Here is a 14,945-nt window from a genome sequence, read left to right as displayed (position 1 = left end):
AGCTGGAACGCCATTCCAGACGTGTGCCAGGATGCCTGCATGGCAACCAGGACGCGCAATCCAGAGCGACGAGGGGAACCGCTCTCCCGGGAGCGCATCGTCGAGGCTGCGATCGGGCTTCTCGACACGGCGGGCGAGGGCGGACTCACGTTCCGCGCGCTGGCCCAGTGCCTCGCCACCGGGCCCGGTGCGATCTACTGGCATGTCGCGGGCAAGGATGAACTCCTCAGTGCCGCGACCGATGCCGTCGTCGGCGGTGCCATGACCACCGGCACCGCCGACGCATCGCCGCAGGAGGCGATCCGCGCCCTCGCGCTCGGTGTGTTCGACGCGATCGACGCCCACCCATGGATCGGCACTCAACTCGCCCGCGCCCCTGGGCAGTCACCGATGCTGCGGATCTTCGAGCACCTCGGGCGCCAGGTCCAAGCACTCGGAGTACCCGACGACGCTCAGTTCACCGCCGTGTCCGCGCTACTGCACTACATCCTCGGAGTGGGCGAACAGAACGCGGCCAACGCCCGCGCAGTGCCGGACACGAACCGGGCCGAGTTCCTCAACACCGCCGCGGCCGTATGGGCAGACCTCGATCCCGACGAGTACGCGTTCACCCGTAACGTCGCCGACCGACTCCGCGACCATGACGACCGAACAGAGTTCCTCGCCGGCATCGACCTCATCCTCAGCGGAATTGCTGCTCTTCAGTAGCCGTCGGCCGAGTCGGCTCACCTGCCCACAGAGGACAGCAGCCTGCGCAGCGAGATCGTCTCGGCTTCGGCCCGGTGTCCGGCGATGTTGACGTGCACGCCGTCGCCCACGTCGTACTTCGCGCTGATGCTGTTCGGCGCGACCGGGTCCTTGATGACCTGATCGAAGTCGATGACCCCGTCGCATGCGCCGCCGCAGTCGCCCTGATGGCCCGCCCATGTGCCGATGTCCCACCGGTACCGGTTCATCTGGTCCGTGTATCCGGGGCGAGGGGTGCTGGGCACGACGTACACCTTCACGCCCGCCGCGTGCAGCCGGCTGAAGACCCCGCGGTAGCTGTCGAGGATCTGCTCGGACGTGCAGCGGTTCTGCAGGTCGTTGGTGCCGTAGAAGAAGATCACGCCGGTGACACCGTGGCGGGAGAGCACATCGCGGTCGAGGCGGGCCGCCGCATCCAGGCCCTCGTACACGTCGGAGGTGCCGGGGCAGTCCGGTGCGCTGGGAGTGCCGTTGATGCCGGCGTTGGCGATGGCGAGCTGACGGTCGGCGGGAAGCTCGCGGACGATCCGGCGGGCCAGGAAATCCGTCCAGCGTTGGTCGGTCCCGTCCGGCGTGCAGGCCGGGCCGCAGTCGGTGTTGCCCGCTCCGTCGACGACCGAACTGCCGTACGCCACGATGGTGCCGCGTATCCGTGGGCTGCGGACGTCGACGGCGCTGACCAGGTAGGTGGACGGGGTGGTGACGGTGAAGGCGGCTCCGTCGGAATCGATCGTGTGATCGCCGGAGTTCGCCGGAGTTCGCCGGAGTCAGGTAGTTGTCGCGCCATGCCGCACCGTGCACACCGGGGCGGATCGTGCCGGGCACATGCAGGCTCACGGCAAGATCGGACTGTGCCTCGGTCGGCAGCCGTACAGGATCACTCCACACCTCGCCGCCCACGGGCACGCCGACCTGCTCGCTCCCTGAGAAGGTCAGCTCGCGGGTGGTGCCCGTTCGCACGGCGGGCCCGCCGTCCCGGGAGACGGCGACGGACGCGTACGCGATGTCGAGGCGCTCTTGGCCGAACTGGTTCTGTACGCGGATCCGCACCGCTGTCCCGCCCTGACTGAGCCGGGCGATGGTGCGCACGGTCTGATTCCTGAGGGGTTCCTCCGCCAGGCCTTGCTGGGACTGCGCCCAGGAGGTGTGCCAGGCTCTGACCTTCATCGACCTCATCCTTCGCAACAGGCGCAAGTACGGGCAGGTGCACCGGAGTTCAGCCGGACCCTTCCCACGCTCGGCGTCACGGCGCACATGTGGACCGGCAATCTTCCAGACCTCGCATCCCCACCTGTCAACCGCATGCGTCGACTCCGGACCGAGTCGGCAGAGCGGGGCGTGCGGTTCCCTGAGTGGCTGACGTGACATCAACTACCCGTGGAGCCAGTGCCTTTACGCCATCACGTGGACGGCGACCCGGCGGCGTCCAGCGTGGCCAGTGTGGCGGCATCGAGCTCGATGGCTTGGGTGGCGATGTTCGCCTCCAGGTGCCCGGCGTCCGCGGTGCCCGGGATGAGCAGCAAGTTCGGCGAGTGGTGGAGCAGCCAGGCGAGGCCGATCTGCGCGGGGGTGCAGCCACGGGCTCGCGCGGCGGCGATGACGGCAGGATCGTCGGTCACGCTCGGCCAGCCGGGGAAGGCACCGCCCAGCGGGAAGTACGGCACCCAGGCGATCCGCTCGTCGCGGCAGAGCCGGAGCATCTCCTCCTCGCCGCGTGACACCAGGCTGTAGGCGTTCTGCACGCAGGCGATGCCGGCGGGAAGGGCCTGGCGCAGTCGGTGCGGGGTGACGTTGCTCAGGCCGATCGCACCGATCTTGCCCTCGTCCCGCAGCGCGGTCATCACGGCGAGCTGGTCGTCCAGGTCGACCACTTGGTCGCCTTCGGCCAGCAGACCCGGGCGGGTGTCCATGCGACGAAGGTTCACCACCGGGATCCGGTCGAGGCCGAGGGTCTTGAGGTTGTCCTCGACGCTCGCCCGCAGCTGCTCGGGCCGCTGCGCGGGGCGCAACGGAATGGTGCCGCCCGGATGGGGATCGGCGCCGACCTTGCTGACGACCACCACGCCGTCCTCGGGGCGGAACGCGTCGCGTATGAGCCCGTTGACGAAACCGTCGCCGTAGAACTGGGCGGTGTCGACGTGGTCGACGCCGAGCTCGAGCGCGCGGCGCAGAAGGGCGATCGCGGCGTCGCGGTCCGCGTGCAAGCGCTCCAGCTGCATGGCGCCGTATCCGATGCGGGAGACCATACGGTCGGCGATCGTCCCGGCCCCTCCCGCGCGCGGGGCGCCGTTGGCCGTGAGCTGAGAGGAACGAGTGTTGTTTCCCGACATGGGAGATTCCGTCCTCGTGAGACGATAAGGGAAGCGGAGGAACCTCCGCTTCATCGACAGTAGCACCCTAACCGGAGGAACCTCCGCTATGCAGCCCGCCGACCCGACGCCCCCAGAAGGCGGCCCCGGGAAGCCGCGCAGCGCCCGCACCCCCCGCGCGGACGCGCTCCGCAACCGCGACAAGCTCATCCAAGTCGCCCGCGCCGCGTTCGCCTCCGGCGACGGCACCGTCGTACTCGAAGGCATCGCCCGCGAGGCCGGCGTCGGCATCGGCACGCTGTACCGCCACTTCCCGACCCGCGAGGCACTGGTCGAGGCCGTCTACGCCGCAGAACTCGACGACGTCACCGGGAGCGCACCTGCCCTGCTCCAGGAACTACCGCCGGATGCGGCGCTCCGAGCGTGGATGGTGCGCTACGCCGCCTTCATCGCCACCAAGCGCGGCATGGCCGACACCCTCCGCGCCGCCTGGGCCTCCGGCCGGATCGCCACACCGGCCACCCGGGAACGCATCACCTCCGCCATCGCCACGATCCTCGCCCGCGGAGCCGAAGACGGCTCCCTCCGCCCCGACGTCGAACCGGAGGACGTCACCGTCATGCTGCTGGGGATCTTCCTGGCCGGCACCACCGGCGACACCTCGGCACGGACGGAACGGCTGATCGACCTGGTCATGGATGCGCTGACGCCGAGGTAGTCGCTCCGCGCCATGCGCGCAAAGCTCGATGCCGTCTCCGTCGCCGCCGTGCTGGTGGCGGTGGTGACGTTCTCCGTCATCGGGCCATTGACGCCGTACGCCGCCGGCCCCCCGTTCGCGCGCAACGCGCTGGGACTGCTCACCCTGGGACCGGCGTTCATGCTGATCCCTCGGCGCGAGGTGCGGAAGTTCTTCCGCAAAGAGCGTTTCCTCGTCCGCACGGAGCAGCGCGCGCGGTCTTCTTCGGCCGTCTCGCCGCTACGGCGTCGGCCGTCCGCTTCGCCATGTTCGTGTCCAGCACGCGCATGACGAACGTGCCCATGGCGACCGCTCTGGTCGCGACCCAGCCGGTCTGGCAGGCCTTGATCTCGACCCTGCAGGGCACCCGGCTGCCGAGGGCTACATGGGCGGACCTGACAGTGTCCGTCGTGGGCGCGGCGGCCGTGAGCGGCGTGGACGTACGGGCAGGCGCGCGGATCCAACGGCGAACGCGCCCCGTGCCACGACCGGGTCCTACCGGCTTCCCCAGCAGCCACTGCTCGACCTGAACTCGGCATCCGCACCCACGGCCCGAAGTCCCCCGAGGCCGTGCACTGGACAGAGGCACGCGCAGTGGTCGCCCGGATCGCCGCGAACCCCGCTCTCGCGGCCCAACTGTGGCTGGCCGCCGCCCGGTTCCCCACATCCGAGCCGCGACCGAACAACCCGGACCACCGCCCGGAGGTCCCCGGCGCCATGGACAGTCGACTGCTGCGCAGGGGCATCCCGGCCGTCCCGGTGAAGTCGAGGCCGTCGGAGCGGTCGTAGGACAGCCGGCCGCCGCCCGTGCGGGAGGCGTGCGGAAGTGTTCGCCGTGACGCTTGCCCCTGACGCAGGGGCAACCTCAGAGCATGGCGGCATGACCACGACCGGAGACGACGCGGAGCGGAACGAGAGAAGCGACGGGACGATGCGGCACTACACGGTCCACCATGACGGCGTCAGGATCCCGATGTCCCGCGGCGGCCGAGGACGTCCGCTGGTCCTGTGCCCTGGACTGAACTCGACACAGGCCGACCTGCGCGAACTGACCGAACTCCTTCGACGCGACCACGACGTGACGACCTTCGACCTGAGGGGCCACGGCCTCGCCTCTGCCGCCGACCGGTACACCTTCGACGCGTTTCTCAGCGACCTCGTCGCCGTGCTGGCGGAGCTGGAACGCCGTGACCTGCCCTCGCCGCCCGTGCTCGTGGGTTACTCGCTGGGCGCGGATCTGGCGGTGCACTTTGCCGCCGAGTGCCCTGACGCCGTCGCCGGGCTCGTCCTCATCGACGGGGCGAACCCGTTGCCGGAACCGTTCATCACCGACGTGGACCTGGCGGATTTCCGTGCGATGGCGCAGGACCAGGCGCAAAGGTCCGAGCGGGCAAAGGGCACCGCACATCAGGTCTCGCTCACCGCCCAGGACATCCTGGCCCTGAACCTCGAGATCGACGAGGTGCGGTCCGGAATCCTCGACCGGTACCGGAAGATCGACCGCCCCATCACCATGATCATGTCGACCGCGATAGCCGGCGACAGCACCGAAGGGCGTGCGCCGCGGCACAACCGGCTCTGGCGTGCCGGCGTCGAGCGGCTCGTTCACGAGCGGCCGCACGTCTCCACGTCCTGGCTCGACACCGGCCACCGGCTGGTCTTCACCCACGCCCCGGACATCGCGGACATCATCCGGAGAGCACACCGACCGGCCCGCAGGGCGGCGTCCTGAACAGCTCCGAGGAGACTGGTCCCATGCTCACCATCGGCGAGTTGGCGTCGTACACCGGAGTGACGGTCCGCGCGGTGCGGCACTATCACGCCAAGGGCCTGCTGCCCGAGCCGGAGCGCGACCACTCCGGCTATCGGAGGTACGACGCCGGCGCCCTGGTCGAGCTGATCAAGATCCGGACGCTCGCCGAGGCCGGGGTTCCGCTGGCACGCGTGCGGGAGCTGCTCCAGGCCGACGCGGAGGAGTTCGCCGCGGCCGTCGCGGAGATCGACGAACGACTGCGGGCGGAGATCCGCGAGCGGCAGCAGCACCGCGATCGGATCGCCCGCCTCGCCGCCGGCGACAACCTGGTACTGCCCCCGGGGGTGGTCGAGTTCCTCGACCGGCTGCGAGCGCTCGGCGTCGACGAGCGGATCGTCCAGGTCGAACGCGACGGCTGGATCCCGCTGGCCGCGCACTCACCGGAACGCGTCCCGGAGTGGACGGCACGCAAGCGGGAGCAGATCGCCGACGCCCACCTGATCGACTTCTATCTCACCCTGGGCCGGGCCTTCGACTGGACGGACGACGACCCACGGCTGGTCGAACTGGCCGACCAACTGGCCGCCCACCTCACGCGGATGGCCGACGAGTACGGCGAGGACTACGTCGACGACACCGACATCGAGCCGCCCTTCGTGAGGCTGATGGACACACTGGCCTTCAACACCGCACCGCCGGCCCGTCGACTGATCGAGCTGCTGAGAAAGCGCGGCTGGACCGGCTGGACGAAGCTTGAGCGCGTGGACAGGTCACGGGGGCCGACGGGAACGCAGTAGCAAAGACGACGTCGATACGGTGCCGACGACGGATTCGGCGCTGATGCCGCGCATCACTCATCACTCATCACTCATCACGGAAGCGCGACTCTTCGACGAACACTTCCCGGCAGGCAGGCTCACCTCGTTCGTCACCTTCAAGCGACCGTCTCGGGACAGGTTCAGACGTGTCGGCCCCAGTGACCACGGTGGACGACCTCACCCGAGCCACGTCGGCGTTCTTCGACACGAGGACTCTGCGTGGGCAGGTCGTCGGCGCGGTAGCCGACCGTGATCGCGCCGATGGGGTCGTACTCGTCGGGTATCGCGAACTCGGCCCGGAAGTCCTTGGGTTGTTGGGGCATGATGCCGAAGAAGCACGCGCCGAGGCCCTCGTCAACAGCGGTCAGCAGCATGAGCAGGGAGGCCATCCCGGTGTCGATGTACCAGTACGGCGCGGGCCAGCGAGCTTCTGCGCGATCTTCCCACCCCTTGTCCGCCTCGGCGTAGCGTTCGAGATAGGCCGCCTTGTGGGCCAGCGGTACGACGACCAGCGGAGCATGCTGCATGGTCGGCGATTTTTCGACACGGGTGGGCACGGATGGCCAGAAGCGAGGATCCACTCGATTACCTCTGGGGCCAGCGGCTTCTCGGAGTAGTGCCGGACCATGCGCCGACGGCGGACCACCTCGTAAAACTCCATGTCGGTGAATCCTGCCATTTGGAGACTCATGGCACTCCGGTGAATGCATCTCATGGATCTCACGGGAAACATGTTCCGTGCGTGGATGCCTCGGGCTGGCCCCACCTCAGAGCCGGGGGACAGCCGGATGGCCGTAGCCTTCCGTGCCGTCAAAGCTTTGAGCATGCATATGAGTTCAAAGCTTGTGACAGGAGCAGTGGTGCTGGCCGCGGCGGCAAGCCTGGCCACAGTTCCGGCCATGGCGGGGCCGCCGGGACAGGACCCGCAGCAACCGCGCTACGGCAAGTCCGCGCTGCAACGCGACACCGACGAGATCCGTGCGTTCGGGGTCACGGGTGTCCAGGCGCGGGTGACGGGCCCGGGTGGCAGGACTCTGACCGCGAGCAGCGGCGTGTCCGACATCGAGACCAACCGCCCGGTCGCACCCGGGTCCTCTTTCCGGATCGGCAGCAACAACAAGACGTTCGTGGCCACGGTCGTGCTGCAACTGGTGGGGGAGGGCAGACTCGGGCTGGACGACACCGTAGAACGCTGGCTCCCCGGCGTGGTGCAGGGCAACGGCAATCGGGGCGACAAGATCACCGTCCGGCAGCTCCTCCAGCACACCAGCGGCATCTCCGACGAGAGTTACCCCGGGTATGACTCCGTCGAGGAGTACTACGCGAAACGTTATGAGATCCGCACGCCCGAGGAGATCGTGGCCCTGGCCATGCGGCACAAGCCGGTGTTCGAACCGGGCCGGGGATGGAGCTACTCCAACACGGGTTACGCCGTCCTGGGCATGGTCGTCCAGAAGGTGACCGGCCGTCCGTGGTACGAGGAAGTCAACGATCGGATCATCCGCCCGCTCCACCTCGACCACACCATCTGGCCGGGCACTTCCCCCTCCCTGCCTCACCCGCATCTGCGCGGCTACCAACGCTTCCCGTCCGGTGGTCCGCTGGTGGACGTCACCGAAGTGATCGACGCGGATGCGTCCGGCGGCCTCATCTCCACCACCGCCGACCTCGACCGCTTCTTCCGAGCCCTGCTCGCCGGCAAGCTACTGCGTCCTGAGCAGCAGAAGCAGATGGAGCAGACCGTCCCCGTGGACGAGGAGACCAACCAGATCCTGCCGGGCGCCCGTTACGGCCTCGGCCTCCTCTCCCGCCCGCTGTCCTGCGGCGGGAGGTTCTGGAGCCATGGCGGCGACCAGATCGGCTACAAGACGCGAAACGGAGTCATGGGTGACGGCCGGCGCAGCGTGGTAATAGCGATGTCCACCCAGCTCAGCGACTCACTGGAGAACGAGGTCGGGCAGGAGAAAGTCGCTCACAACCTGGTGGAGAACGCATTGTGCCAAAAGTGATTCTCCTGCCCTGAGCTGCCGCGACGATCAACCAGCCGTTGCCGGAAGCCGTTACGATCAGCCGATGAGTCTGTCGAGCAACTCGAAGGTCTCATACGGCTGGTCGTAGTCGCCGAAGTGCCCGTCATCGCGGACGATCTGTGTGCCTCCCAGCCGCTCGAACAATGAGCGCCCCTGCCTGTCGTCGCAGCCGTACGGGTCATGGCGGGAATTGATGAAGTACAGGTCGCGAACATGGGCCTTGATCGCCGCCCAGTCGTAGCCCGTCTGCAGGACGGGTTCGTCTCGGGCGTTGGGCTGTGTGGCATAGCCGGCCACGAGGACACCCTGGGACACCGTCACGTCGATGTGCTCAAGGACCGCGAGCAGCAGCGCGGCGCCTCCCGAGTGACCTACCAACACCGTGCGCTCATCGAAGACATGGTTGGCCAGCACCTTCGGCAGGAACGTGGCAATGGGCTCTTCGTTCAGGTCGGGATAGTGCGGAATCTGGACGGCGTACCCGCGCTCGGCCAGTCGTCGGCCCAGCCACGGATACCAGCAGACCTCAGGGTTCGCGCCCGTTCCATGGAAGATGATGACGTTTCGCTGCACAGGACCGTCGGTCTCCCTCATAGCGTCGTTTCCAATGTCGTTGTCCCGGGCTGGTTGCCCTCTCGCAGGTAGACCGCACGTGCGCCCCGGGCTCATCGGTCACCGGCCAAGTTTTTCTGCAGGACGGAACCGTACGAATCCGTAGCACCGCCTGGCGAGACACCCTGTCCCACGCGGGGCCGGGCTCGCCGTCGCGCGGCTCCAGTTGCACCCGCCCACGGGTGACGACGCCGAACGCGTCGTACCTCTCCGCCGCGACGACCGCGACACGCGCACCACCGCGCAGCGCGAGCGTCCACACCGGGACTACTCCGTGCCGTCCGCCGGCAGGCGCTCGGGCAGCCCGAGCCGCGGGAACTGGTCGTCGTGGAACGTGACGATCTCGGTGATCGCCCCGCCGGTGACGCGCAGGACGTCGATCGTCAGTGGCAGATAGGCGCCCTCCTGTTTCTGCCAGAGGTAGAAGGCGGCGGCGGGCTGCCGGTTCACGGAGGTGAGGATGGCGCGCAGGCCCTTCATGCCCTCGAATCCGTCCTCGACCCAGTTGTTCACCACCGTGTCGCGGCCGACGTGCAGGCCCGGCGTGGGCGGCATCGAGCAGCGGACGTCGTCCCGCAGCATCGAGGCGAGCGCCGAGACGTCCGTGGCCACGCTGGCGTCGGTATAGCGGCGTACCAGCTCGCGCGTGACGGCGTCCTGTTCGCCGCCGGTCCAGTCCTGCCGGTCGGCGGGCAGGTGCTCCCGCATGCCGGCGCGGGCCCGTTGCAGCGCGCTGTTCACGGAGTTGACGGAGTCCCCGAGGGCTTCCGCGACGTCCTTCGCCGGCCAGCCGAGAACATCCCGCAGGATCAGCACGGCCCGCGGGCGTGGTGCGAGGTGCTGGACCGCGACCAGGTACGCCAGCTCGATCGTCTCCCGCGCGACGGCGACGGCCTCCGGCTCGTCCGCGTCGCCCGCGGGCAGCTCGTCGAGCAGCCGGTCCGGGTAGGGCTGCAGCCACAGCACCTCGCCGCCGGTCGCAGGCTCCGGGCGGCACTTGGCGAGCAGGTCCAGGCAGGCGTTGGTGGCGATCCGGTACAGCCAGGCCCGGAACGTCGACCGCCCTTCGAAGGTCTCCCTCCGCCGCCAGGCACGCAGGAACGTCTCCTGCACGGTGTCCTCGGCATCATCGAACGACCCGAGCATCCGGTAGCAGTGCACGTGCAGCTCCCGCCGGTGCCGCTCCGCCAGCTCCGAGAACGCCGGCTCGTCGACCTCGCCCAGCCCGCTCACGCCCAACTCCTCCAGCCGCGTGTCCGCACTCATCACGTCATCCTTCCGCCTCGTCGTGTCCCGTCGTAGGTGTGACGGGTGCGGACGCGAAAACTCATCACAGGGGTCGGTCGGCATGGCTGGGCGTTTGATGCGGCTGGCGGGTCGATGGCCCGGGAATGGTCCGGGTGGTCCGGATCTTGGTCCGAGGTCCGACGCGGCGCATGTTCCGCGTCCGTGTGTGGGGCGGGTGGATTCCGGGGGCCGACTCCGATGTCGGCGAAGTGCCCCTGTGTCCGGGTCATGCGCCGGTCGACGTGCTGAAGCGTGGCTCGTCCTGGCCTATCAGCGGTCGGCCGACCGTGCGCGGGCGCTCTCGGTCGGCTCGCCTACGTCGCCGTCACTCACGCCCGCCACCGACTGGACCTCGGAGGGCTCACATGGATCGAGAGCCATCAACTGCGCCCGGCGGCGCTTGACGAGCCGAGTCGCCGGGCTGGTCTGATGCTCGCTTTCAGGGCACGGCCTCATGCTGCGCGGTGGCTGTTCACTACCAGACGCCCGTCTGCATACAGAACCCGGCGTACAGCTCGACTCGTCTGCCATTAGGGCTCTGACCTGGCCTTATGTCCTGGTCGGGGCCCTTTGTCGTGTCTGGGTGCTTCCCGCTTCTACCTGGGAGTTCCCGGGAGTTCCCGTGGAAGTGTGCCCGCGTTGTGTACTGGGGCACGGTGTCGGGCGGTGGGTTCGATGAGTGATGTCACCGAGTCGCCGCAGGGGGCGGGCGGGTGTCGGGGCTTCGACCTCGACGCGTGGATTCGGTCTCTGTGTGCTCTGGTCGTGGCCGGGGTCGCCGCGTATGCCTCGTACGTGCACCAGCGGGAGTTCGCCCTGCAGGGTGGGGCGGATGAGGTCAGTGCGTCGTCGTTGTGGCCGCTGTCCGTGGACGGGCTCTTGCTGCCGGCCACGGTTGGCGTGCTGAAGCTCTCCGGGGTCCGCGCACGCCGGGCGCGAGGCGCGGTGTGGTCGGCGTTTCTGCTGGGGATCGCGGTCTCTCTGCCCGCGGAAAGTCACTGCCACGATCAACAGCACTGACAGCACTGACAGCACTGACAGCACACGACAGTTGAGCGCAAGCTCCCTCTGTCATCTGCCAGTCGCGGCCCCCACGCTCCGGCTCGGACTCACTTGACGAAAACCGCCCGCGCAATCTCATCGGGGGCGGCGCTCGCCTCCGCGACCAGTTCCCCGTCGGCGGACCAGATGCCCGAACGGCCGGACGTGCGGTCGAAGCCGCCACCGGTCGGACCGGCGAAGGCCGCCGTGGCGACCCACACACCGTGGTCGGCTGCGACCCGTCGGGCTCGCTCGCCGAGGACCTCAGCCTCGTAATCGGCGTGGACAACCCCAGCCACATACCCGTCGATGCCCAGCGCAGCCGTCTTCGCGGCGTGCTCTGGGACACCAGTGTCGCGGCAGACGGCGAGCCCGAGCCGCCACCCGTCCACTTCGATCACAGCGGGATCCCCAGGCACAAAGTAAGCAGCCTCGCTGCCATGCAGGCACACCTTCCCATAAGCCACCCGCACGCCGTCTCCGTCCACAGCCAGGATGCCGATGCGCGGACCCGGCACAGGCGCGCCGGCCAGGGCAAGCGTCCCGGTCTCGGCGCACGCGGCAACGATCGGAGCCAGCCGTTCATCGTCCGGAACGACCAGCTCCGCGTCCAGCTCGTATCCCGTCAGCGACATCTCGGGGAAGACCACCACCCGCGCTTCCGCCGCCCGAACGGCCTCCGCGTGGGCCACCGCGTTGGACGTCACGTCGAAAGCAATGCACCTCGGCTGCGCCACCGCGATGCTCAACGACTGCTCCACCCCGAACTCCCCTCTTCGGATCGTGCGATCACCCTACAGAGCGGCCACACAGCGAGCCGTTGCGCACCTGCAGCAGAAGCCTGCCGTCTTCCACCAGCACATCACCGCTTGCCCGGACGCAACCCTCCCCGACCTCGTCACCCAAAGTCACTATTCAAGGCTGCCGACGGACCAGCACACGACAGTTGAATACGCGAGCCCACCAGTAAGGGCCGGTTCTGTGGGAGCCCGGAGGTGAGATCCCTCCGGGCTACCCGACCAACAAGGCTCTGTCAACTCAAAACCCCAGGTCAACCCGCAGGTCAACGCGGTCACTCAGCTGACGGCCAGGGCGGCGGCTGTCCGGCGGGCCCAGGAGCAAGGCCGGTACGAGCGGGTGCCGGATCTTCGGGTGGTGGAACAGGTCGGCCGGCGCGGCGAGGTGGTCTGGACGGAGTCGGGGGGCCGGAGGGGGCGGGCCCGGCTGGGCGAGCTGGACGCGCGGGCGCGGCGGTCGCTGTTTCGCCGAGGTCCGGAGGGGCTGGAACCGTTGGCGGTGTGGCTGACGGAGACCGGGATGCCGCTGGCGCACACCTCGTGGAATGCGGTGTTCGAGCGGGCCAATGTCCGGTGTGAGGCTCTGGAGCTGGGGGTGTTCGCGACCGCACATGCTCCGGCACAGCATGGCTCTGCGGGTCTTGGTCTCGTTGCACTTCGCGCTGGACCGGCGACTGGGGCTGAGCCCGGCGCAGCGGCGCGACTACGAGGAGCTGTACGGGAACGTGTGGTCGACTGTGAAGGACCTGCTGGGGCACCGCTCGGAGGAGACTACGCGGGAGATCTATCTGGAGCCGCTGCGGGGACTGCAGGTGGAGACGCTGCTGAGCGACGAGACTCCGGAGAACACCGAAGTCCTCAGCCGACTTGCGCGGCGCACTGAGCTGGTGCTGGACGCGCCGGTCATGGAGTGGTCGTGAGCGGCCCAGGGCGGCGCGCGGTGATGCCGCCAGCCGGATACGCGCGGTCCTCGAACCTCGCGCCCAGTGGCCTGGTGGTGCGGGCGGTCGGTCCCTCGGGGCAGGACAACGGCACTTTCCACTTCGATGGGTGCGCTGGGCCCGAGGTGCTCAAGCGGGAGGTCGCGGCGGCGTTAGCGCAGTTGACGTCCGGCAGCGGGTCGTGGACGACCCGTGCCACCTGCGCTAGCTACGCCAAGACCGTGAGGGATTTCTTGCGCTGCGCGGCCGAGGCCACCCGCCGGTGGAGTCGGGAGCGATGATCACTGGCGCGTTCTGGAAGAGCTGGATGCTCCGCTCGCCGGCCGCGGCCGGACTGCGGCGCCTGGTGCTGCTCATCCCGTCGGTGCCGGCCGCGACGCGCGAGGTGGTGCAGACCCGGCATCGGGCACGGTGCTCGCTGCCGCAGAGCTCGTACTCGCTGGAGGAGTTCCGCACGATCCGTGCGAGGGCGACGCGCACGGTGCGGCAGATGTACACCCGGATCGAGCAGAGCACCGCGGTGGTGTCGCGATGGCGGGCAGGGGAGGCGGCTGCGCCCGAGGACGAGGAGCTGGGGTGCCCTGCTGGATCAGATCATCCGGACCGGTGAGGTGCCGTGCCGACCGGATGCGACGACCGGTCGGCGGCGGCTGTTGACCAGCGTGAGGCGGCTGACCGGCGGGCACGCTTCCGGACTGTCGCTGCTGTACCCGGCGCCGTTGGAGATGGCGGCCTCCGCGGTGCTGCTGGTCTGCCAGGAGGGCTGGAACCTGTCGGTGCTGGAGGACATGGAGTTCCCCATCTTCTGGCCGAATGCAGATGGCGGTGACGATGCCCCGTCCATTCACCGTGTGCACATCGACAAACCGCGCCGCGGTACCCGCCTGCGGCACAGCACCAACAACCTGGTCGATGTCGGGCCGGGCAGTGCGGGCGGAGTGCTGCGGCAGGTGGTGGCCTCGACGCAGTGGGCGAGGGAGAGACTCGGAAAGCTGGGCATGCCGTCACGCCGACTGCTGCTGGCTCGCCGCTCGAAGACCGCGGAGGACACAGGCGAGTGGTTCACACGGGCCGCAATGTGCAGCATCTGATCGAGCTGTGGGCAGCCCGTGAGGACCTGGACGGCAGTGCCCCGGAGCGGCCGTCCGTGAGCTGCCGGACGCTGCGGCGCACGGTTCAGGCCCTGTCCGGCGGGCCGCGCCAGAACACGCCGGGCGTCCACGACAGCGTCTACCTCATGAAGGACGAGCAGGTCCGCGCCGCCTCGACGAGGGTGGTCGCCGAGGGGCTTGAAGCGGCGGTCCAGGACGCCGAGCGGCGCACGCGTATGCGCAGGGCGACCGGCACTGATATCGGAGTGCGGCAGGACGAACTCGGCCTGTCTGCGCACGATGCGTCGCAGCTGGCGGCGGGCCGGCTGGACACCGCCACGGCAGCCTGTACCGATTTCGAGCACAGCCCGTTCTCCGCCTCCGGACCCTGCGCGGTGTCCTTCCTGATGTGCTTCGCCTGCCCGAACGCGGTGGCCACCGAACGGCACCTGCCCCGGATCGTCTACGTGCACCAGGTGCTGGAATCCCTGCGCTCCACGGTCAGTGCTGCTGTCTGGGCCGCGGACTGGGCCGCTCACCATGCACGGGTCGAGGACTTCGTACGCGCGCACACGACGCCGGCGTCGTTCAGCCGTTCGCACGCTGAGCTCACCGATGGCGACCGGGCGGCGGTCAACCGGATGCTGGATCGGAGGCTTGAACCATGAACGTGACCGCCGCACCGGCGAATTCGGTGCTTCTGGTCTGCCCGTCGCCCTGCACGCCGGTCTTCCCTCTTGAGCGGGCCCGTCCCGGGCTGGGCGCCCAGGATCTGCCCCGCTT

At 68.9% G+C, this 14,945-nt stretch carries 19 protein-coding genes; 13 read left to right on the top strand and 6 right to left on the bottom strand.

Annotation, left to right across the window (positions count from 1 at the left end; all coding sequences use genetic code 11):
* Window positions 1–39: 39 nt before the first annotated feature.
* Complete coding sequence (locus QQY66_RS01545; protein WP_301977204.1) at window positions 40–708, top strand: TetR/AcrR family transcriptional regulator; 669 nt, start codon at window positions 40–42, stop codon at window positions 706–708.
* A gap of 17 nt (window positions 709–725) precedes the next feature.
* Here QQY66_RS01545 and QQY66_RS01540 read toward each other — a convergent pair whose 3' ends face one another.
* Window positions 726–1,382, bottom strand: coding sequence for a GDSL-type esterase/lipase family protein (locus QQY66_RS01540; RefSeq protein ID WP_301977203.1), 657 nt, complete (start codon window positions 1,380–1,382; stop codon window positions 726–728).
* Between the two features lie 765 nt (window positions 1,383–2,147).
* Window positions 2,148–3,077: an aldo/keto reductase gene (locus tag QQY66_RS01535; RefSeq protein WP_301977202.1), complete on the bottom strand. Its 930-nt coding sequence runs from the start codon at window positions 3,075–3,077 to the stop codon at window positions 2,148–2,150.
* A gap of 88 nt (window positions 3,078–3,165) precedes the next feature.
* On the opposite strand from QQY66_RS01535, the gene QQY66_RS01530 reads away from it, so the two are divergent.
* From QQY66_RS01530 to QQY66_RS01505, 6 genes are all read left to right on the top strand, one after another.
* Window positions 3,166–3,774, top strand: a complete 609-nt coding sequence (locus QQY66_RS01530; RefSeq protein WP_301977201.1) for a TetR/AcrR family transcriptional regulator — start codon at window positions 3,166–3,168, stop codon at window positions 3,772–3,774.
* A 12-nt stretch (window positions 3,775–3,786) separates the two neighbouring features.
* Window positions 3,787–4,083: a hypothetical protein gene (locus QQY66_RS01525; protein ID WP_301977200.1), complete on the top strand. Its 297-nt coding sequence runs from the start codon at window positions 3,787–3,789 to the stop codon at window positions 4,081–4,083.
* A complete protein-coding gene (locus QQY66_RS01520; RefSeq protein ID WP_301977199.1) occupies window positions 4,080–4,322 on the top strand; it encodes a hypothetical protein in 243 nt (80 codons plus the stop codon). The genes QQY66_RS01525 and QQY66_RS01520 overlap by 4 nt, the downstream gene beginning before the upstream one ends.
* A 40-nt stretch (window positions 4,323–4,362) precedes the next feature.
* Window positions 4,363–4,581: a hypothetical protein gene (locus tag QQY66_RS01515; protein WP_301977198.1), complete on the top strand. Its 219-nt coding sequence runs from the start codon at window positions 4,363–4,365 to the stop codon at window positions 4,579–4,581.
* A gap of 91 nt (window positions 4,582–4,672) precedes the next feature.
* Complete coding sequence (locus QQY66_RS01510; RefSeq protein ID WP_301977197.1) at window positions 4,673–5,524, top strand: alpha/beta fold hydrolase; 852 nt, start codon at window positions 4,673–4,675, stop codon at window positions 5,522–5,524.
* A gap of 23 nt (window positions 5,525–5,547) precedes the next feature.
* Complete coding sequence (locus tag QQY66_RS01505; protein WP_301977196.1) at window positions 5,548–6,342, top strand: MerR family transcriptional regulator; 795 nt, start codon at window positions 5,548–5,550, stop codon at window positions 6,340–6,342.
* Window positions 6,343–6,503: 161 nt separating this feature from the next.
* On the opposite strand, the gene QQY66_RS01500 is transcribed toward QQY66_RS01505, so the two are convergent.
* Window positions 6,504–6,890 carry a nitroreductase family protein gene (locus QQY66_RS01500; protein ID WP_301977195.1) on the bottom strand — a complete coding sequence of 129 codons (387 nt, stop codon included), beginning with the start codon at window positions 6,888–6,890 and terminating at the stop codon, window positions 6,504–6,506.
* A gap of 372 nt (window positions 6,891–7,262) precedes the next feature.
* On the opposite strand from QQY66_RS01500, the gene QQY66_RS01495 reads away from it, so the two are divergent.
* Entirely contained in the window at window positions 7,263–8,372 is a 1,110-nt protein-coding gene (locus QQY66_RS01495) for a serine hydrolase (RefSeq protein WP_301977194.1), read from the top strand.
* 57 nt (window positions 8,373–8,429) lie between these two features.
* Here the strand turns inward: QQY66_RS01495 and QQY66_RS01490 are convergent, their stop codons facing one another.
* Window positions 8,430–8,987 (bottom strand): alpha/beta hydrolase, encoded by a 558-nt coding sequence (locus QQY66_RS01490; RefSeq protein ID WP_301977192.1) that lies wholly within the window; start codon window positions 8,985–8,987, stop codon window positions 8,430–8,432.
* A 285-nt stretch (window positions 8,988–9,272) separates the two neighbouring features.
* On the bottom strand, window positions 9,273–10,271 hold the full coding sequence (locus QQY66_RS01485) for an RNA polymerase subunit sigma-70 (protein WP_301977191.1): 999 nt from the start codon (window positions 10,269–10,271) through the stop codon (window positions 9,273–9,275).
* Window positions 10,272–10,967: 696 nt separating this feature from the next.
* Between QQY66_RS01485 and QQY66_RS01480 the strand changes: the two genes are divergently transcribed.
* Window positions 10,968–11,312 carry a DUF2637 domain-containing protein gene (locus QQY66_RS01480; protein WP_301977190.1) on the top strand — a complete coding sequence of 115 codons (345 nt, stop codon included), beginning with the start codon at window positions 10,968–10,970 and terminating at the stop codon, window positions 11,310–11,312.
* Window positions 11,313–11,401: 89 nt separating this feature from the next.
* On the opposite strand, the gene QQY66_RS01475 is transcribed toward QQY66_RS01480, so the two are convergent.
* A complete protein-coding gene (locus QQY66_RS01475; RefSeq protein ID WP_301977189.1) occupies window positions 11,402–12,082 on the bottom strand; it encodes a carbon-nitrogen hydrolase family protein in 681 nt (226 codons plus the stop codon).
* A 674-nt stretch (window positions 12,083–12,756) separates the two neighbouring features.
* Here QQY66_RS01475 and QQY66_RS01470 point away from each other — a divergent pair.
* The 4 genes from QQY66_RS01470 (at window position 12,757) to QQY66_RS01455 (ending at window position 14,830) form a co-directional block, all read left to right on the top strand.
* Window positions 12,757–13,050, top strand: a complete 294-nt coding sequence (locus tag QQY66_RS01470) for a hypothetical protein (RefSeq protein ID WP_301977188.1) — start codon at window positions 12,757–12,759, stop codon at window positions 13,048–13,050.
* 298 nt (window positions 13,051–13,348) lie between these two features.
* A complete protein-coding gene (locus tag QQY66_RS01465) occupies window positions 13,349–13,681 on the top strand; it encodes a hypothetical protein (protein WP_301977187.1) in 333 nt (110 codons plus the stop codon).
* 43 nt (window positions 13,682–13,724) lie between these two features.
* On the top strand, window positions 13,725–14,162 hold the full coding sequence (locus QQY66_RS01460; RefSeq protein ID WP_301977186.1) for a hypothetical protein: 438 nt from the start codon (window positions 13,725–13,727) through the stop codon (window positions 14,160–14,162).
* A complete protein-coding gene (locus QQY66_RS01455; RefSeq protein WP_301977185.1) occupies window positions 14,129–14,830 on the top strand; it encodes a hypothetical protein in 702 nt (233 codons plus the stop codon). The genes QQY66_RS01460 and QQY66_RS01455 overlap by 34 nt, the downstream gene beginning before the upstream one ends.
* Window positions 14,831–14,945: the final 115 nt, after the last annotated feature.

It is taken from the genome of Streptomyces sp. DG2A-72 (assembly GCF_030499575.1).
GTDB lineage: Bacteria > Actinomycetota > Actinomycetes > Streptomycetales > Streptomycetaceae > Streptomyces.
This window is presented reverse-complemented; position numbering and strand designations above follow the sequence as displayed.